At 74.3% G+C, this 17,865-nt stretch carries 18 protein-coding genes and 1 riboswitch; of the genes, 9 read left to right on the top strand and 9 right to left on the bottom strand.

All coding sequences use genetic code 11. The annotated features are described in order from the left end of the window. Positions 1-8: 8 nt before the first annotated feature. A riboswitch (cobalamin riboswitch) is annotated at positions 9-132 on the bottom strand. Between the two features lie 57 nt (positions 133-189). Next, on the bottom strand, positions 190-822 hold the full coding sequence (locus tag AB0L25_RS32215; protein WP_500176516.1) for an ATP-binding protein: 633 nt from the start codon (positions 820-822) through the stop codon (positions 190-192). 280 nt (positions 823-1,102) lie between these two features. On the opposite strand from AB0L25_RS32215, the gene AB0L25_RS32210 reads away from it, so the two are divergent. From AB0L25_RS32210 to AB0L25_RS32190, 5 genes are all read left to right on the top strand, one after another. Next, entirely contained in the window at positions 1,103-2,173 is a 1,071-nt protein-coding gene (locus AB0L25_RS32210; protein WP_500176515.1) for an RRXRR domain-containing protein, read from the top strand. 6 nt (positions 2,174-2,179) lie between these two features. Then, on the top strand, positions 2,180-3,022 hold the full coding sequence (locus tag AB0L25_RS32205) for a helix-turn-helix domain-containing protein (RefSeq protein WP_500176513.1): 843 nt from the start codon (positions 2,180-2,182) through the stop codon (positions 3,020-3,022). Beyond that, complete coding sequence (locus tag AB0L25_RS32200) at positions 3,019-3,219, top strand: DUF397 domain-containing protein (RefSeq protein ID WP_026404609.1); 201 nt, start codon at positions 3,019-3,021, stop codon at positions 3,217-3,219. The genes AB0L25_RS32205 and AB0L25_RS32200 overlap by 4 nt, the downstream gene beginning before the upstream one ends. Positions 3,220-3,342: 123 nt before the next feature. Continuing rightward, positions 3,343-4,362: an LLM class F420-dependent oxidoreductase gene (locus AB0L25_RS32195; protein WP_500176512.1), complete on the top strand. Its 1,020-nt coding sequence runs from the start codon at positions 3,343-3,345 to the stop codon at positions 4,360-4,362. 98 nt (positions 4,363-4,460) lie between these two features. Then, entirely contained in the window at positions 4,461-6,116 is a 1,656-nt protein-coding gene (locus AB0L25_RS32190; protein WP_500176511.1) for an acetolactate synthase large subunit, read from the top strand. A 17-nt stretch (positions 6,117-6,133) separates the two neighbouring features. Here AB0L25_RS32190 and AB0L25_RS32185 read toward each other — a convergent pair whose 3' ends face one another. The 5 genes from AB0L25_RS32185 to AB0L25_RS32165 form a co-directional block, all read right to left on the bottom strand. After that, positions 6,134-6,931 carry a methyltransferase domain-containing protein gene (locus AB0L25_RS32185; RefSeq protein WP_500176510.1) on the bottom strand — a complete coding sequence of 266 codons (798 nt, stop codon included), beginning with the start codon at positions 6,929-6,931 and terminating at the stop codon, positions 6,134-6,136. Between the two features lie 143 nt (positions 6,932-7,074). After that, positions 7,075-7,275 carry a hypothetical protein gene (locus tag AB0L25_RS32180; RefSeq protein WP_500176509.1) on the bottom strand — a complete coding sequence of 67 codons (201 nt, stop codon included), beginning with the start codon at positions 7,273-7,275 and terminating at the stop codon, positions 7,075-7,077. 163 nt (positions 7,276-7,438) lie between these two features. Next, complete coding sequence (locus tag AB0L25_RS32175; RefSeq protein WP_500176508.1) at positions 7,439-9,427, bottom strand: FtsX-like permease family protein; 1,989 nt, start codon at positions 9,425-9,427, stop codon at positions 7,439-7,441. Next, positions 9,427-10,128 carry an ABC transporter ATP-binding protein gene (locus tag AB0L25_RS32170; RefSeq protein ID WP_500176507.1) on the bottom strand — a complete coding sequence of 234 codons (702 nt, stop codon included), beginning with the start codon at positions 10,126-10,128 and terminating at the stop codon, positions 9,427-9,429. Before AB0L25_RS32170 ends, AB0L25_RS32175 begins: the two co-directional genes overlap by 1 nt. Next, the gene (locus tag AB0L25_RS32165) at positions 10,125-10,286 is read right to left on the bottom strand and encodes a hypothetical protein (RefSeq protein WP_500176506.1); all 162 of its coding nucleotides are present in this window, start codon (positions 10,284-10,286) and stop codon (positions 10,125-10,127) included. Before AB0L25_RS32165 ends, AB0L25_RS32170 begins: the two co-directional genes overlap by 4 nt. 120 nt (positions 10,287-10,406) lie before the next feature. On the opposite strand from AB0L25_RS32165, the gene AB0L25_RS32160 reads away from it, so the two are divergent. The 4 genes from AB0L25_RS32160 (at position 10,407) to AB0L25_RS32145 (ending at position 13,507) form a co-directional block, all read left to right on the top strand. After that, positions 10,407-11,660, top strand: a complete 1,254-nt coding sequence (locus tag AB0L25_RS32160) for a sensor histidine kinase (RefSeq protein ID WP_500176505.1) — start codon at positions 10,407-10,409, stop codon at positions 11,658-11,660. Between the two features lie 13 nt (positions 11,661-11,673). Next, positions 11,674-12,324: a response regulator gene (locus tag AB0L25_RS32155; protein WP_500176504.1), complete on the top strand. Its 651-nt coding sequence runs from the start codon at positions 11,674-11,676 to the stop codon at positions 12,322-12,324. 78 nt (positions 12,325-12,402) lie between these two features. Next, complete coding sequence (locus AB0L25_RS32150) at positions 12,403-12,726, top strand: hypothetical protein (protein ID WP_500176503.1); 324 nt, start codon at positions 12,403-12,405, stop codon at positions 12,724-12,726. A gap of 88 nt (positions 12,727-12,814) precedes the next feature. Then, the gene (locus tag AB0L25_RS32145) at positions 12,815-13,507 is read left to right on the top strand and encodes a DUF4328 domain-containing protein (RefSeq protein WP_500176502.1); all 693 of its coding nucleotides are present in this window, start codon (positions 12,815-12,817) and stop codon (positions 13,505-13,507) included. 168 nt (positions 13,508-13,675) lie between these two features. On the opposite strand, the gene AB0L25_RS32140 is transcribed toward AB0L25_RS32145, so the two are convergent. From AB0L25_RS32140 to AB0L25_RS32130, 3 genes are all read right to left on the bottom strand, one after another. Then, positions 13,676-17,107 (bottom strand): DNA polymerase III subunit alpha, encoded by a 3,432-nt coding sequence (locus AB0L25_RS32140; RefSeq protein WP_500176501.1) that lies wholly within the window; start codon positions 17,105-17,107, stop codon positions 13,676-13,678. A gap of 4 nt (positions 17,108-17,111) precedes the next feature. Continuing rightward, a complete protein-coding gene (locus AB0L25_RS32135) occupies positions 17,112-17,387 on the bottom strand; it encodes a DUF6504 family protein (RefSeq protein ID WP_500176500.1) in 276 nt (91 codons plus the stop codon). A gap of 140 nt (positions 17,388-17,527) precedes the next feature. After that, positions 17,528-17,818 (bottom strand): hypothetical protein, encoded by a 291-nt coding sequence (locus AB0L25_RS32130; RefSeq protein WP_500176499.1) that lies wholly within the window; start codon positions 17,816-17,818, stop codon positions 17,528-17,530. Between the last annotated feature and the right edge of the window lie 47 nt (positions 17,819-17,865).

Genomic DNA, 17,865 nt, shown 5'->3' with positions numbered 1-17,865 from the left:
GACGGCCGGAGTCTCCTGGCTCCCGGATCACCGCTCCCCCTCGGCCTTCCGGCATCGGCGCCGTGGCCCTGTCGAGAGGGAACTCCCCTGGTCACAGTTGCGGGACAGCCCCGGATTCGCACCGGGTTCCTCCGCGTCCGTCGCCCGCAAGGATCGCACACCGGCGCGCCGCGCGGGGAACGGCCCCGCTCAGGACGGCGGCGCCTGCGGGATCGCGAACCACACCGCCTTGCCCCGCACCGACGGCCCGAGCCGCGACCGGGTGCGGCGCGCCCCCCACCGGCCGCCCGACAGCTCGCGCACGATCCCGAGGCCGCGGCCGCAGTCGCCGGACGTCCACGAGTAGCCGGGCAGGGCGGCGTCCGCGAGCGCGTCGAACACCGCGCACCGCACCTCGCCCGCGCCCTCGCCGCCCGTCCCGTCGTCGCCGAAGTACAGCCACAGCTCGTGCGGCCCGTGGTCGCCGGCGTGCTGGTGGGCGTTGGTGGCGAGCTCGCTGACCATCAGCTGGGCGTCGCCGATCACGTCGCGGGGGACGCCCAGCGCGGCGAGCGCGTCGTGCAGCACGCGGCGCGCGTGGCCGGCGCAGCCGGGTCCGCCGGGCAGCGCCCACACCCAGCCGGGACGGGTGCCCGCGGGGGCGCCGGGCTCGTCGGCCATCGCGTCCGCCATGCTCTGCGCGGCGTGCCCGGAATCCGGCGCGGGTTCGGATCGCGGCGCCGCACCCGGGGCCGGTCCGGGAGCGGTGCGGGTTTCGGCCTCCACGGGCACGTCCGCGTGGGGCGTCCGGACGTCCGCAACGTGGGCTGACGAGGTCTTCACGGGTCCTCCCGCAACTACATGCCAGGGGTGCGCGGCGGGCTCGCTCGTCACTTTCGGTCCCCGAGCAGTCACGGATCCCAGCGTTACGTGAGATTCTCACCTTTGCAACTGCCTTCGGGAAATCGACCTGCCTTCGCACCGGGTTGCGGCAATCTCGTTGTGGCGCACCCGCCGAGTGAGGAGACTCCACTCCCGTAACGGGTTCCCGCCCGAGGGCGAGCGCCGTCGGCCGTGAGGCCGGTGGCGCGCCGTTACCAGACCGAGCCGACGACGTTTGGAGGTGACCTGGTTGGCTACGTTCCGTGCAGGACGGCAGACCCACCCGTCTGTGCTTCCTCAGCAGGCGGCTCTGGAATCCGCGTCGGCAGACACCCCCGGGAACAGGGACGAAACGAGGCGCGGACGCCGCACCGCGGCACCCGGCACGGACCATGGTCGAGGGGAGACCGCGGCCGCTTCACCTGGCGGCCGTGACGTCACCCCCGCCCCACACGGGGGTGGGGAGAAGGGCCGTGAGGTCCGCACACGTCAACCCGCCGTATTCGTCCTGGACAAGGACGGCAGGCCGCTGCAACCGACCACTCCTCCACGGGCGCGCAAGCTGCTCAGGAGCGGACGGGCGGCGGTCGCACGGCACACGCCGTTCGTCATTCGCATCAGGGACCGCACTGTCCGAGAATCGCGGGTGGACGGCGTGGAGATCGGGATCGATCCCGGTTCCCGTCATACCGGCATGGCCGTGTTCACCTCCCGACAAGGAGAGAGGCGGGCCCGATTCGGCGTCGGGCTCGACCATCGGTGCATCCCCTGCAACCTGGCCAAGGGCGACCGGCCCGTGGAGGAGTTCGCTCCCGCCGAGGCCGCCGCGATCAAGGCTCGTGCCATGGCGCCCCTGCGGGACGCCGCCGCACTGAACGCCACACGCCAGGCCCTGTGGCGGGTGTTGGACGCACGCTTGCCGGTGCACACCTCGTCGGGCGGCCGCACCAAGTGGAACCGGACCCGCAACGACCTGCCGAAGTCTCACACGCTCGACGCGCTGGCCGTCGGCGAACTCGACTCGATCACCGAGGTCGTCCCCGCCTTCTCCTCCCTCGCCGCAAGGACGTCTTCGGGTTCCGGACCGGGGACCTCGTCCGGGCCGTGGTCCCGTCCGGCAAGAACGCCGGAACGCACACCGGGCGCATCGCCGTCCGCTCCTCCGGAAAGTTCACCGTCCGCTCGAGAGGCGGGCTGTTCACCGCTCGGCACATCCGCTTCCGGCTGCTCCAGCGAGCGGACGGCTATGCCTACACCACCGGAAAGGAGGCAGGGATCGTCACTCGCCCGTGAGGGTGGGGAACGTCCCTGAACTCGCATGACTTACCGTCCCACCGTCCGCGGCCGTCGTCTGGCGCGCGAGATCCGCAGGCTGCGCGAGGAGCAGAAGCTCACCCTGCAGGAGGTCGCGGACCGGCTCGACTGGTCGCGGGCCACCATTTCCCGGCTCGAAACGGGCCAGACCCGCCCGAAACCGGGCGATATCGCCGACATCCTCGATCTGTACGGGGTGCCGAGTCCGGAGCGGGACTCGCTGATCACGCTGGCGCGGCAGGCGGGCCAGCGGGGCTGGTGGACCGCCTACCAGGACGTGTTCGCGGGCAGCTACGTCGCGCTCGAGGACGAGGCGTCGCACATCCGCACCTGGGACCCCCAGCTGATCCACGGGCTGCTGCAGACCGAGCAGTACGCGCGCCGGGTCATCACCGCGGGGCGGCTGCTGCCGAACCAGGAGGACATCGAGCGCCGCATCTCGGCGCGCAAGCACCGGCAGGGGCTGCTCACCCGGGAGAACGCGCCGCAGCTGCACGTGATCTTCGATGAGGGGGTGCTGCGGCGGCCGATCGGCGGGCCGGGCGTGATGCGCGGGCAGCTGGAGGCGCTCGTCGCCGCGGCGGAACGCCCGACGATCACCATTCAGGTACTTCCGTACTCGGCGCAGGAGCATGCGGGCCTAGACGGACGTTTCACCATATTGTCGTATCCGGACCCCGCGGACCCAGATATCGCCTACGTAGAGGGCACCATGGGCGACGTTTACCTTGAGAGCGCGGAGGCAATAGCAAAACATAGGGACCGCTTTGATCGGATCGAGGCGGCCGCTCTGTCCACCGAGGAATCCGCGCACCTCATCGCCGAGGCAGCAAGGAGCAGCCCGTGACCAACCTGCAGCGCGACCTGACCGGGGCCGCATGGCGCAAGTCCTCCCACAGCGGGAGCGGCGACCAGTGCGTCGAGGTGGCCCCCCTCTCCCGCGATCTGCGCGCTGTCCGTGATTCGAAGGACCCCGGCGGGCCGGCCCTGGTGCTGACGCCCGCCGCGTTCGAGGCCCTCCTGACCATCGCCAGGGAGGCATAGCCCGGTACCGAGGGGCCGCGGTCTCCCCCGGCCGCGGCCCCTCGGCATGCCCGCCCGCTTCCGCGAAAGTAGAACGTGTTCTACCATCGTGTCGCGTCGTCACCGCGGAGAAGGGGTTGCATCGTGAGCGCGGATCTCAAGCTGGGCGTGAACGTCGGCTACTGGCAGCGCGAGCCGGAGGACCAGACCGACACCGTGCTGGCGGCCGAACGGCTCGGCTACGACGCGGTGTTCACCGCCGAGGCGTACGGGTCGGACGCGTTCACCCCGCTCACCTGGTACGCGGCGCGGACGTCCAGGATCAAGCTGGGCACGGCGGTGGTGCAGATGTCGGCGCGGACGCCGGCCGCGACCGCGATGCACGCCCTCACCCTCGACGCGCTGTCGGGCGGACGGGTGATCCTCGGGCTCGGCGCGTCCGGTCCGCAGGTCGTCGAGGGGTGGTACGGGCAGCCGTTCCCGAAGCCGCTGGCCCGGACGCGCGAGTACCTCGACATCGTCCGGCAGGTGTGGCGGCGCGAGGAGCCGGTGACCAGCGGCGGGCCGCACTACCCGCTGCCGCTGCCGGGCGGCGCGGGCCTCGGCAAGCCGCTGAAGTCGATCGTGCATCCGGTGCGCCCGGAGATCCCCGTCTACCTGGGCGCCGAGGGTCCGAAGAACGTCGCGCTGGCCGCCGAGGCGACGCAGGGCTGGCTGCCGCTGTTCGTCGATCCCGAGCAGATCGAGCCGGTGTTCGGCGCGTCCCTCGCCGGACGCCCGGACGGCTTCGAGATCGCGGCGACCGTCACCACGATCGTCACCGACGACCTGGCGTCCGCGCTGGAGTTCGCGAAGGTCCCGCTCGCGTTCTACATCGGCGGGATGGGCGCCCGGGAGCGCAACTTCCACCTCGACCTCATCGGGCGGCTCGGCTACGCGGAGCAGGCGGCCCGGGTGCAGGAGCTGTTCCTGGACGGGCGGCGTCAGGAGGCGATCAAGGCGGTGCCGGACGACCTCGCCGACTCGATCTCGCTGCTCGGGCCGATCGGGCGGATCAAGGAGCGCATGCAGCTGTGGCGCGACAGCCCCGTCACCACGCTGCTGATCGCCGGGGTGAAGGACGAGCCGACGCTGCGGGCGATCAAGGAGATCGTCGACGGCTGAGGCGCGGTGGAACGCGTTCTCGCCGGGGAATGCGGACGGCCCGCGGTGCGCTGCACGGGAGGCACCCCGAAGATCACACGTGGGAAGAGGGACACACGATGTCCGCGCAGGAAGACGCCGCCCGCCTGCTCGTCCGCACCCTGGAGGCAGAGGGCGTCGAGTACGTCTTCGGCATCCCCGGCGAGGAGAACATCCACTTCGTCGACGCGCTGAACGACTCGTCGATCCGCTACGTCCTCGTCCGGCACGAGCAGGGCGCCGCGTTCATGGCCGAGATCTACGGCCGGCTCACCGGGAAGGCGGGCGTGGCGTCGGCGACGCTCGGCCCGGGCGCCATCAACCTGCAGCTCGGCGTCGCGGACGCCACCACCAACAGCACCCCGGTCGTCGCGATCTCCGCGCAGGTCGGGCTGGACCGCATCTACAAGGAGTCGCACCAGATCGTCGACCTGGTGTCGCTGTTCCGGCCGATCACGAAGTGGTCGGAGCTGGCGCCGCGCGCCGAGGCGCTGCCGGAGATGGTGCGCAAGGCGTTCAAGACGGCGCAGACCGAGCGTCCCGGCGCCGTGTACCTGGCGATCCCGGAGGACGTCGAGTCGGCGAAGGTCGCGGCCGACCTGGCGCCGCTGCCGGTGAACGTCGTGCGCCCGCAGGAGCCGTCGCCGTCGCAGATCGCGCGGGCCGCGGACGTCCTGGCGCTCGCGCGGCGCCCGATCGTCCTGGCGGGGCACGGCGCGACGCGGCACCGCGCGAGCGCGGCGCTGGTGTACCTGTCGGAGCGGCTGGGGCTGCCGGTCGCGACGACGTTCAACGGCAAGGGCGTGTTCCCGGACGACCACCGCAACGCGCTCGGGGCGGTCGGGTTCATGCGGCACGACTACGTGAACTTCGGGTTCGACGAGGCGGACGTGCTCATCACCGTCGGCTACGAGCTGCAGGAGTTCGACCCCGTCAAGATCAACCCGTCCGGGGACAAGAAGATCATCCACATCCATCCGTCGCCCGCCGAGGTGGACGACCACTACGCGGTCGAGGTCGGGATCCAGGGGGACATCCCGCGGTCGCTGTACGCGCTGGCCGACTCGGTCCACCGGCGGTTCGACGTGAACGGGACGGGCCGCAGGATCCGCGAGCTGATGCGGGACGAGCTGGCCGAGGGGGCCGCCGAGGAGGGCTTCCCGCTCTCGCCGCGCCGCATCGTCGCGGACGTCCGCGCCGCGATGGGCCGGGAGGACATCGTCCTCGCCGACACCGGCGCGGTGAAGATGTGGATGGCGCGGATGTACCCGACGTACGAGCCGAACACGCTGCTGGTGTCGAACGGGCTGTCGTCCATGGGGTTCGCGGTGCCGGGCGCGATCGCCGCCAAGCTGGCCCACCCGGAGCGGAAGGTGCTGGCGGCGACCGGCGACGGCGCGTTCCTCATGAACTCGCAGGAGCTCGAGACCGCCGTCCGGGAGAACGTCCCGATCACGGTGCTGATCTGGGACGACTCCGCGTACGGACTGATCGAGTGGAAGATGGACCTCGAACTGGGCCGCAGCTCCCACATCAGGTTCGGCAATCCGGACTTCGTGAAGTACGCGGAGAGCTTCGGCGCCCACGGGTACCGGGTCGAGTCGGCCGCCGAGCTGCTGCCGACGCTGCGCAAGGCGCTCGCCGACGACGGGGTGTCGGTGGTCACCGTCCCCGTCGACTACTCGCACAACCTGCGCCTCACCGACAAGCTCGGCGAGCTGACCGACCCGTTCTGACGCGCGGACGGGGGCGGTCAGGCGCGGCAGACGATCTCGGCGTGGAGGACGGCGAACCAGCCGTCCTCCGCCGCCGCCCACGCCTTCCAGCCCGCGTAGATCTCGTCCAGTTCCGCGCGGGTGGCGTGGCCCTCGGCGACGGCGGTGTCGGCGACGGCCGAGCGGGCGAGGCGCCCGCCCCACGACTCGCTCCACCATTCGCGCTCGTCCGGTGTCGAGAAGCACCAGGCCGAGACGGACGCGCGCACGTCGGCGAACCCGGCCTCGCGGGCCCACGCGATGAGGCGCCGTCCGGCCTCGGGCTCGCCGCCGTTGCCGCGCGCCACCGCGTGGTAGACGGGCAGCCAGGAGTCCATGCCGGGCGGGTTCGGGTGCCAGACCATGCCGCCGAAGTCGGCCTCCCGGACGGCGACGACCCCGCCGGGCCTCGCGACGCGGCGCATCTCGCGCAGCGCCCCGACCGGGTCGGCGATGTGCTGCAGCACCTGGTGGGCGTGGACGACGTCGAACGCGCCGTCGTCGAACCGCAGGTCGTGGACGTCGCCGACGGCGAACTCGAGGTTCGCCGCGCCGGCGGCGGCCCGCGCCTGCGCGACGGCGGCCTCGGCGGCGTCCACGCCGACGACGCGGCCCGGCGCGACGCGCTCCGCCAGCCCCGCGGTGATCGAGCCGGGCCCGCAGCCGACGTCCAGCACCGACGCGCCCGGGCGCAGGTGCTCGACGAGGTACGCGGCCGAGTTCTCGACCGTCCGCCACCGGTGCGCGCTCAGGACGGTCTCGTGGTGTCCGTGGGTGTAGGTCGCCTGGTCGGCCATGGGTTCACCTCTCCTCCGAGATGACCGCACCCTACGACGCGTTCCCATATCCTGAGAAACATGTCTCACATATTGAGACACGTGATCAAAGAAAAAGCCGGGACGCTGTCGTCCCGGCCCTTTCTACGCTACGGTTTCCCCCGTCAGGCGGCGGCCACCGCGACCCTCGCCGGCCGGTGACGGACTTCCCGCACGGGAAGCGTCTCGACCGGGGCGAGCGCGCGAGGCGGCTCGGCGTAGGCGTTCATCGTCGCGTGGGTGAGCTCGGTCAGCCACGGCTGCACGACGGTCCGCTCGGCGGGCCCGTCCAGCCGCGGGCGAGAGATATGGAAAGTCGCCTCCACTGCCAACACCCCTTCCTGTACGCCGACGGCACCGCCGCCCGGCGGGGCCGTCGCCTGTGACGTACCCCCTGGTACGTCGTAACAAGCGTCACGGTTCCGCATCTGTTCCCACCGGAACCTGTGATCACATGCACAAACTACAGAGCGCCACTGACATTTCCGGCTAGTCCGGACGGGGCGCGGGGTCGGTCGTCACGGCCCGCAGCAGCGGGCGGCTGAGCGCGCTCGCGCCGAGGATCCCGCCGAAGCCGAGCACCAGGAACGCGGCGAGCGTCGCCAGCCCCGGCACCCCGACACCGACCGCGAACGGGGACGCGAAGAACAGGCCCGCGAGCAGCGACCCGCCGCCCATCACCGCCAGCGGGACGAGCGTCTCCTGGCGGCGCGCGCGGTCGAGCACGCTCAGCGGCGTCCCGGCGAGGCGGAGCATCGCGTACTCCCGCCGGCGGTCCAGGACGGCGGACGCCCCGGTGACGCCCGCGCTCGTGGTGCCGATGAGGAACGAGACGGCGAGGACGGTCAGCGCGCCCGTCCGCAGGTCGCCGAGCAGGTTCCGCCCGCCGGTGTCGTCGTCGGCCGGGGTGGTGGCGACGCCGCCGGGGACGAGGCCGTGCAGCGCGGTGCGGGCGCGGTCGACGGCGGCGCCGCCGCCCCGCACGGTGATCGTCACGACCGTCCGGCCCTCGTGGAGCGGGTCGCCGTCGCCGGTCGTGACGGCGGCGTCGATCCCGGCGAGGCGCTCCTTCGCCGCGGCGGCGACGGCCGCGGGCGCGCGTCCGTCCGGGACGCCGATCCGCAGCCGGTCGGACGGCGCGTTCTCGATCGCGCCCGGGTTGAGCAGCGCGAGGAACCCGGCGACGAACCCGGTGAGCGCGACGCCCGCGACCGTCCGCCACGCCGAGCGCGGGTCGTCGCGCAGGCGGCGGCCCGCGAGCAGCCGGGACGGGCCGCGGGCGGCCGCGACCATGACCCCGCCGATGGCCGACACCGCCCACGGCCCGGCGTAGTTGATCGCGAGGAAGGCCAGCGTCATCAGCACGAGGAGGATCGCGAGCCCGGCGTACCGCATCCCCATGAGCCCGCCGCCGACGACGGCGAACGCGGCGAGGACGGCGAGCGGCGCCAGGAGCCGGACGGCGCGCAGCGCGGGCGGCGTCTCCCGGCGGGCCACGCCGAGCGGGCCGACGACGACGCGGCGCAGCCCGACGACGGCGCTGGCGCCGACGAGCACCGGGACGGCGACGAGGACGGCCGCGAGGGTCGGGAGGCCCGGCCACAGGGCCCCGGCGAACCAGCCGCCGCCCTGGATGGTGATGTGCGCGAGGGCCGGGACGGCCGCCGCGTACAGCAGGGCGCCCAGCACGGCGCCCGCGGCGGCGGTGAGGACGGCCTCGGCGGTGGTGATCGCGACGACCTGGCCGGGGGTCGCGCCGACCAGCCGGAGCGCGGCGAGCCGCCCGTCGCGGCGCGCCACGGTGAGCCGGGCCGCGGCGCCGCCGAACACCAGCAGCGGCGCGATCATCAGGACGGACGCGATCCCGGCGAGCCCCCGGTAGACGCTCATCCACGCGGACGTGTCCGTGCCGTACGCGTCGATGCGGGTGGGGGCCGCGGTGGTCTCCAGCCCGGTCGTGTCGGTGCGCGGGGCGGTCAGGACGGGCGCGGCGGCGTCCCGCCCGATGACCGCGACGAGCTCGCCGGGGTGCACGAGCGCGTCGTCGCCGAGTGTCCCGGCTGGTGCGGGGAACCGGTCGGCGAGCCGCTCGGCGGGCAGTTCCGCCAGCAGGTCGGCGAGCGCGGGGGACGCCCACAGCTCGCCCGGCGCCGGGAAGCGCGGCATCCCGGGCGGGACGGGCGCGTCGTCCGACAGCGCGGCGAGATCGACGATCGTGATCGGCGTGGCGTGCGCGCCTCCCGCGTCGACGTGGTCGGTGGAGAGCGCCTGCACGGCGGTGGGCGTCCCGGACGCCTCCGCCGGGTGCCGCCACGCGTCGGCGGCGGCGCGCTCGGCGAACGCGTGGTGGGCGCCGAGCGCGAACAGCAGCAGGCCCGTCGAGACGGCCACGGCGGCGAGGGTGAGCGCGGACCCGAGCAGGTCGCGGGCTCCCCCGCCGCGCAGCAGCCGCCACGACAGGCCCAGGGTCGTGCGCATCACGCCGCTCCGGCGAGGGCGGACCGGACGCGGCCGTCGCGGACCTCGACGGTCCGGTCGCACCACGCCGCGACGGACGCGTCGTGCGTGACGACGACGAGGGACGCGCCGTTGCCGCGGGTCGCGTCGGCCAGCAGCGCCATGGTCTCGCGGCCGGTGGCCTGGTCGAGGGAGCCGGTGGGCTCGTCGGCGAACACGACGGCCGGGCGGGTCACGAGGGCGCGGGCGATCGCGACGCGCTGCGCCTGCCCGCCCGACAGCTCGCCCGGACGGCGGCCCTCCATCCCGGCGAGGCCGAGCGGCCCGAACCAGCCGCGGGCGGCCCGCACCGCCTCCCGGCGCGGCGTCCCGTTCAGCATCAGCGGCAGCGCCACGTTCTCCTCGGCGGGCAGTTCGGGGAGCAGCTGGCCGAACTGGAAGACGAACCCGAAGCGGGTGCGGCGCAGGACGCTGCGGCGGCGCTCGCCGAGGGCGTCGACGCGCTCCCCGAGCAGCCGCACCTCGCCGGCGTCCGGCCGGACGATCCCGGCGAGGCAGTGCAGCAGCGTCGACTTCCCGGAGCCGCTCGGGCCCATGATCGCGACGGTCTCGGCGCGGGCGACGGCGAGGTCCACGCCGTCGAGCGCGACGGCCGTCCCGAACCGCTTGGCCAGCCCCCGTCCCACCAGGACGGGTTCGGGTTCCGGGGTGAGGTCGGTCACCTGTTCTCCTTCGGGTCGTCGGTGTCGGGTCTGCGGGTTCCGCGCGACCGCCACGATTCGGCGATCTCGGTCACCGGCATCACGACGCCGCCGTAGACGACGAAGACGGCGAACGCGGTGAGGAAGGCGACGGCGAGCGGGACGTAGATGATTTCCATGCCCCCAGCGTGCGGGAGCGCACCGCCCCGGCACATCGGGCGCGGGGCCGGTCCCGGGCGGGCCGCCATCGGCCGAATGACCGATCCGGCGGTCGGCTCAGGGTCGTAGCCTGCATATCCGTGAGTGACACAGGGGCCGGTCTCGACCGCATCCACACGGCCGGCGGATGGGTGGCGCGCATCGCGTACGGGGGCTTCGCCGCCCTGTTCCTGCTGCTGTGCCTGCTGGCCGTGAGCCGCATGGCGGACCTGTGGATGGTGCTGATCGCCGCCGGCGTCAACGTCGCCGTGGTGAGCCGCGGGCGGCTGATCCCCTGGGTGGTGGCGGCGGGGTCGCTGTCGCTGTTCAGCACCCTGTTCCTCGGGACGGCCGTCATCATCGAGACCGCCGGGACCCCGAGCATGTTCGCCGAGATCGGCGGGCTGCTGATCCTGACCGTCCGGACGGTGTGGCGGACGCCGCGGGACCGGGTCGTCCCCGTCACCGTGCTGCTCGGCGCCGCGCTGCTGATCATGCCGCTGCGCTGGTCGCTGATCACCGGCGTGCTGTTCACCGCGCCGCTCGGCGTGCTCCTCGCGATCGCGATCGGGATCGGGCTGTACCTGCGGGCGGTGGACGCGCGGCGGGCCCGGTCGGTGACGGCGGCGCGCCGGGACGAGCGCCTCGAACTGGCCCGCGACCTGCACGACTTCGTCGCCCACCACGTCACCGGCATCGTCGTGCAGGCGCAGGCGGCGCGGTTCGCGGCGAGCTCGGGGGCCGCGCAGTCGCCCGAGCAGCTCGACACGATGTTCGAGGGGATCGAGAAGGCCGGGACGGAGGCGCTGACGTCGATGCGCCGCATGGTCGGCCTGCTGCGGGACGCCCAGCACGTGGACGACCCGCACGCCGCGGGCCCGTACGGCCCGTACCCGGGCGCCCCGCACCCCGCGGGCCCGCACGCGGACGCGTCCGGCGGCCCGCCCGACCGGGGGTCGGCGACGCGGCCGATCGGCGACCTCGACCGGCTGCGCGAGCTCGTCGCCGGGTTCACGCACCCGCCCGCCGTCCTGTCCCTGGCGCCGGACCTCGGCGCCCTCCCGCCGGAGGTGGCGACGTCCGCGCACCGGGTCGTGCAGGAGGCGCTGACCAACATCCGCAAGCACGCGGCGGACGCGACGTACGTGCGGGTGTCGCTGGCGCGGCTCGGCGGCGGCGTCGAGGTGGCGGTGCGCAACGACGGGCGGGGCCGCGGGCGGCGGCTCCCGTCCAGCGGGTTCGGGCTGACGGGACTGGCCGAGCGGGTGACCGCGCTCGGCGGGCGGCTGCACGCGGGACCGCGTCCCGAGGGCGGCTGGGAGGTGGTGGCGGTGCTGCCCCTCGGCGAATGCTGAAAGAATCGGACACGTGACCATCCGCGTACTGATCGCCGACGACCAGGAAATGGTCCGGACCGGATTCCGGATGATCGTCGACTCGCAGCCCGACATGACCGTCGTCGGGGACGCCCCCGACGGCCGGCAGGCCGTCGAGCTGGCCCGCCGGCTCCGTCCGGACGTCTGCCTGTTCGACATCCGGATGCCCGTGATGGACGGCCTGGAGGCGACCCGGCTGCTCGCCGGGCCCGGCGTCCCCGACCCGCTCCGCATCGTGATCGTCACGACGTTCGACATGGACGAGTACGTGTACGGGGCGCTGCGCGGCGGCGCCGTCGGGTTCCTGCTCAAGGACGGCGGCCCCGCGCTGCTCGTGGAGGCGATCCGGGCGGCGTCCAACGGCGAGTCGCTGGTGTCGCCGTCGATCACCGTCCGGCTGCTGGAGCACCTCGCGCGGCCCGTGCAGGCCCCGCCCGTCCGGCCGCGCGAACCGCTCACCGAGCGCGAACTGGACGTCGTCCGGCTCGTCGCGCGCGGCCGGACGAACGAGGAGATCGCCGGGGAGCTGTTCGTGTCGCTGTCCACGGTCAAGACCCACGTCGGGAGCATCCACCGCAAGCTGGGCACCCGGAACCGCGTCGAATCCGCGGCGTGGGCCTGGGAATCGGGCCTGATGCGCTGACGGGAACGGGACGCGGCCGACGGGGACTGGACGAGGGGGACGGCGCTGGCACCGGAGTCGCTGAGCGGGCTGCCCACCGTGGTGGTGGCCCTGTGGGCGCTGTGCGGCGCCGGCTGGGTCGCGGTGCTGGCGGGGCTGCGGCGCGGCGTGCACGGCCCGGCCCGCGGGCCGTCGCTGTTCGCGCACACGGTCACCCCCGCGGCGGTCGTCCTGCTGTGCGCGCACGTCGGCCACGGGAACCTGTACGCGACGATCTGGCTCGCCGCGCAGTGGTGGGCGCTCGCGATCGTCACCGGCCTGCGCCCCGAACGGCTCGTGGCGTCCGGCGGCCTGCGGCGCCTCGCCGGGTGGCTCGCGCTCTCGGCCGTCCTCGCGTTCGCGGCGATGCGGACGGTGTTCTGAGAACGGTCCGAACCGCTCGGGCCGCGGACAAGTCGTACCTTCGTAGTAGACAGAATGTGCCGCACCCCCCAGCCCCCGGAGGTCGACCATGCCGTGCGCCCTCTGCGGCGACATCATCCCCGCCGAGGTGGACCGCTGCCCGGCGTGCGGAGCGTGGGCCCGGCGGCGCGACTTCCGCGCCGTCGGCGTGGCGGTGTTCATGCTGCTCGGGTTCGACGCGTTCGTCGCGCTCGGCTCGGGCATCAGCCTGCTGCGGATGGCGCATCCGCTGCGCCAGGAGACCCACGGGACGTACGACGCCGTGGCGACCGGCCAGGCGATCGCCCCCTACACCGAGGTGTTCACCGTGTACGCGCTCCTGGCCGTCGTGACCGGAGTGCTCTACCTGTTCTGGTTCTGGCGCGCCTACGGGCAGTCGCCCGGCCCGCACCGCCACCACCGCGCGTGGGCGCTGTTCGGCTGGTTCACGCCGATCGTGAACCTGTGGCTGCCGCCGCGCCTGGTGTACGAGGTGTGGGTCAACAGCGGCCGGTACCGCCTCGCCGAACGGCAGGCCGCCGGGGCGGTCGTCGCGGCCTGGTGGTGCTGCGCCCTCCTCGGCGTCCTGCTGGCGCGGGCGTTCGCGCACGGCAGCACCGACAGCCTCGCCGAGGCGCGCTTCGACGTCCACCTCGGCGTCGCGGCGGCCGGCTGCCTGGCGCTGGCCGCCGCACTCTGCATGGCGAACGTCTTCCAGATCACCCGCCTGCAAACCGGCCGCGAGGTCATGCCGCAGCGCTGAGGGCGGCCGAACGACCTCCGCTCCCTACGCTCGCTCCGGCCGTTCGGCCGCCCCGGAACGCCACGGCCCGCGCGGGGAGAGGCGGCGCCGCGCGGAAGCGGGGACGACAGCGCACGGAACAAGATCGGCGACGCCCACGCGCGCCGGGGTCGGCGGCGCTCGGGGCGATCAGGGGGTCGGGCCGGAGCTGCCTGTGCTGGCGTGCCACAGTTTCGCCGGCGGGCGGGAGGCGGCGGGCGGGCCCGCGGGGCCGATGTCGGAGTACGGCGACATCGCGAACCCGGTCGGCTGGACGATACGGCGGCCGACCGGGCGTCCGGACGGGCCGGGGCGGGCCATCGCCGCGCGGACGGCGGCGGGGCCGCCGTGCCGCCGCTGCTCCTCGAGGAACGCCAGGTCCCAGCAGGCCGTCGCGGTGATGGAGACCGCGCGGCCCCCGGCGCGGCGGATCCGGCCGCGCACGGCCAGCAGCCACGAGCCGAACACGGTGGCGGCGCAGCGGTCCTGCACGGACTCGAAGAACGCCAGGTCGACCGGGCCGGTCGCGTCGTCGAGCGTCGCGAAGATGACCCGCTGCCCGGAGCGGACGGCCGGTGTCTGCGTCGCGACCTTCACGCCCGCGACCAGGACGTCCGTGCCGGGCGGGTGGCGCGGCAGGTCGGCGGCGGGGACGGCGCGCAGCACGGCCAGCAGCGGCCGGTAGAAGGTCAGGACGTGCCGGCTGACGTCCATGCCGAGGATCTCCAGCTCGGCCTCGACGATCTCGGCGGGCGTCATCGGCGGCAGGCCGGTGGGCGCGACGTCGCCGAGCGCCGGGTCCGCGAGGGGTTCGGCGAGCACGGGGTCGAGCTCACCGTCGTCGAAGCCGATCGGGAGCTGGCCGTCGGCCGCCCCGCCGCCCCGCCGGGGCCGCGCGGTGACGCGTTCGAGCGCCCCCACGCGGCACAGCAGGTCCCGCCGGGGCGCCGCCGCGCCGCCGGGCGCGGGCCGGTGCGGGGCGTAGAGGGCGTCGAAGCCGCCGGCGAGGACGAGCCGTTCCGCGACGGGCCGGGACACGCGCGCCCGCCGCCAGAAGTCGGTGAGGGACCGGTACGGACGGCCGCCGCCGCGCGCCTCGACGATCGACCCGACCTCGGCCTCGCTGATCCCCTTGACCTCCGACAGCGCCACCCGGATCCCGGCGGGCCCGCCCTCCGCCACCGGCTCGACGTGCCAGTCGGCGGTGGAGCGGTTGACGTCCAGCGGCAAGATCGGCACCCCGAAGTGCCGGGCGTCGTCGAGGATGACCCGCTTGGGGTACATGCCGGGATCGTGGGTGAGGACGCCCGCGTAGAACGCGGCGGTGTGGTGCCGTTTCAGCCACGCCGACTGGTAGGTGGGCAGGGCGAACGACGCCGCGTGGGCCTTGCAGAACCCGAAGGCGCCGAACGCGGTGAGCGTCCGCCACACGCGGTCGACGGACGCCTCGTCGTAGCCGCGCGCGCGGGCCCGCTCGCGGAACCACGCGCCGACGACGGCCTGGCCCTCCGCGTCGCCGAGGGCGCGGCGGGCCGCCTCGGCCGTCGACAGCCCGCAGCCGGTCATGACGTCCACCACCCGCAGGACCTGCTCGTGGAAGACGACGACGCCGAGGCTCTCGCGCAACGCCGGTTCGAGGTCGGGGTGCGGGTAGTCGGGCTCGCGGAGCCCGGCGCGGGAGTCCAGGAACGGGCTCACCATGTCGGAGTTGACGGGGCCGGGCCGGAACAGCGAGATGTCGATGACGAGGTCGTCGAGGTCGCGCGGCTGGAGGCGGCCGATCAGCTCGCGCTGGCCGGGCGACTCGATCTGGAAGCAGCCGAGGGTGCGGGACGTGCGGATCAGCTCGAACGTGGCGGGGTCGTCGCGCGGGACGGCCTCGAGGTCGAGCCGCTCGCCGGTCGTGCGGGCGACCTCGTCCACCGCGTGCGCCATCGCCGACTGCATCCGCACGCCGATGACGTCCAGCTTGAGCAGGCCCATCGCCTCGACGTCGTCCTTGTCGAACTGGCTCATCGGGAACCCGAGGGCGCTCTCCTCGACGGGGGTGCGGTCGTGCAGGGTCGGGTTCGACAGCAGCACCCCGCACGGGTGCATGGCGACGTGCCGGGGGATCCCGTCGAGCCGCTCGGCGATCCGGAACAGGACCTCGAGGCGGCCCTGGGCGAGGTTGCTCTGCCGCAGTTCCGGCAGGTCGTGCAGGGCGGCGCGGATCTGCCGGGCGCGGATGTGCGGGAACGCCTTGGCGATCGCGTCGATCTCCTGCGGCGGCAGCCCGACGGCGTTGCCGACGTCGCGGAGCGCGCTGCGCGCCCGGTAGGTCTCCATCATCGACACGCAGGCGGTGCCGTCGGCGCCGTACCGGTCGAACAGCGCCCGGTACGCCTCGTGCCGCCGCGCCGACTCGACGTCCAGGTCGATGTCGGGCAGGCCCTCGCGGCTGTCGGCGAGGAACCGCTCCATCAGCAGGTCGTGCCGGAGCGGGTCGAGGTCGCCGATGCCGATCAGGTGGTTGACGAGGCTGCCCGCGCCGGAGCCGCGGATCGCGCAGCGGATGCCGCGGGAGCGGATCAGCGCGGCGGCGTCGGCGACGGTGAGGAAGTAGGCGGCGAGGCCCTTGCGGGCGATCACGGCGAGCTCGTCGGCGAGCCGGGCGGCGGCCCGTTCGGAGTGCTCCATCCCGCGCCGCACCAGCCCGTCCGCGCACCGCGCGGCGAGGCGCGCGTGCGCGTCGCCGGCGACGGCGGGCAGGTGGACCCGGTCCATGCCGAGGTCGCGGTCCGGGTCGAGGACGCACCGTTCGGACAGCCGCCGGGTCGCGGCGAGCAGCGCGTCCGGGCCGTCCCCCGGGCCGCAGCTCAGCTCGGCGACCCGCCGCATCTCGGGGATCGACTTCAGGTACGCGTGGCCGGTGCGCTCCTCCAGGTGGCGGCGGTCCAGCGGGACGAGCCGGCGGGTGACGTCCAGGACCTGCGCCACCGGGTAGTCGGCCGGGTCCAGGTAGCGGACGGCGTTGCCGAGGACGGCGGGGACCCCGGCCTCGCGGGCGAGGGCGAGCATCCGGGCGGCGCGGTGCCCGTCGCCCCGGTCGAAGTGGTTGACGATCTCGACGGCGACCTCGGCGGCCGCGCGCCATGCCGCGAGCCGCCGCGCGGCCTCGTCCGGGCGCCGCTCGGCGACGGCCCGTCCGACGTCGGAGGCGGGTCCGAGCAGGACGACGAGGCCCTCGGCGTGCGCCCCGACCAGCTCCCGGGTGACCGCGGGCCCGGTGCCGGACGCGCGGACGGCCGCGTGCCCGGGCGCGTGCGCCGCCGAGACCAGCCGGCACAGCGACCGCCATCCGGCGCGCCCGGCGGCGAGGACCACGATCCGGCCGCCGCCGGCGAGCGCGAGGTCGGCGCCGACGACCGCGCCGAGGCCGGCGTCCCGGCACGCGAGGACGTGCCGGACGGCCCCGTAGAGGCCGTCGCGGTCGGTGACGGCGAGCGTCTCCATGCCCAGTTCGGCGGCGCGCTCCGCCAGCGCGGCGGGCGGCGCGACGCCGTGGCGCAGCGAGTACGCGGACGCGACGTGCAGATGCATCGTGTCAGTCCCATACCCGGGAAAGCAGCCAAGTCTGCGTCGAAACGTCGCATCTCAGCTCGTAAACCCCCGTTTCCGTGCCGGGGGCGGCCTCCACGCGCCAGAATTCGCGTTCGCCGAGGACGTCGCCGTCCGGGTCCTGTTCGCGCCACCAGTCGCGGGTGGCGACCCAGTGCTCCAGCACGCGCCGCACGGTGTAGCACCGGCCGCGCCAGACGAACCGGACCGGACGCCCGTCCCGCACCGAGACGTCCACGGGATCGCCGAACACGCGCGTCATCTGCCTCCCCCTCGCGTTCACCGCACGGGGGAAGGGCATGCGGCCAATCGAACATACGTTCGCAGCCGAGTCTAGAGAGGTCGCGGAGCGGGAGGCAAGGCGGCCCCTCCCCGGGGCGCCCGGGGCGGCCCGGGCCGGGCTCAGGAGAGCAGGCGGGCGAGCCGGTCCGCGACCTGGGCCGCGGCGGCGACGTCGGCGATGCCGCCGCCCGGCCACAGGTACGACCAGCCGTCCCCGGACGGCGTGGCGACCACCATGACGCTCCGGCCGGAGCGGGCGCCGCGGACGCTCAGCACCGACTCTCCCGGCCCGGCGAGCCGCCAGGCCAGCCCGCGCAGTTCCACCTCGTACGCGAGCGCCGCGAGGTGCCTCCGGCGCACCCGCGCGAGGTCCGGCCCGCCGACGACGGACATGCCGCTCACCCACCTCATCCCGCCGGACGGTAACGATGGGCTACCGTTCGGCAACGATTCGTGAC

It is taken from the genome of Spirillospora sp. NPDC052242 (assembly GCF_040679555.1).
Taxonomy (GTDB): domain Bacteria; phylum Actinomycetota; class Actinomycetes; order Streptosporangiales; family Streptosporangiaceae; genus Spirillospora.
Note: the sequence above shows the minus strand (reverse complement) of the source record. Positions and strands in the feature narration are given on the sequence as shown.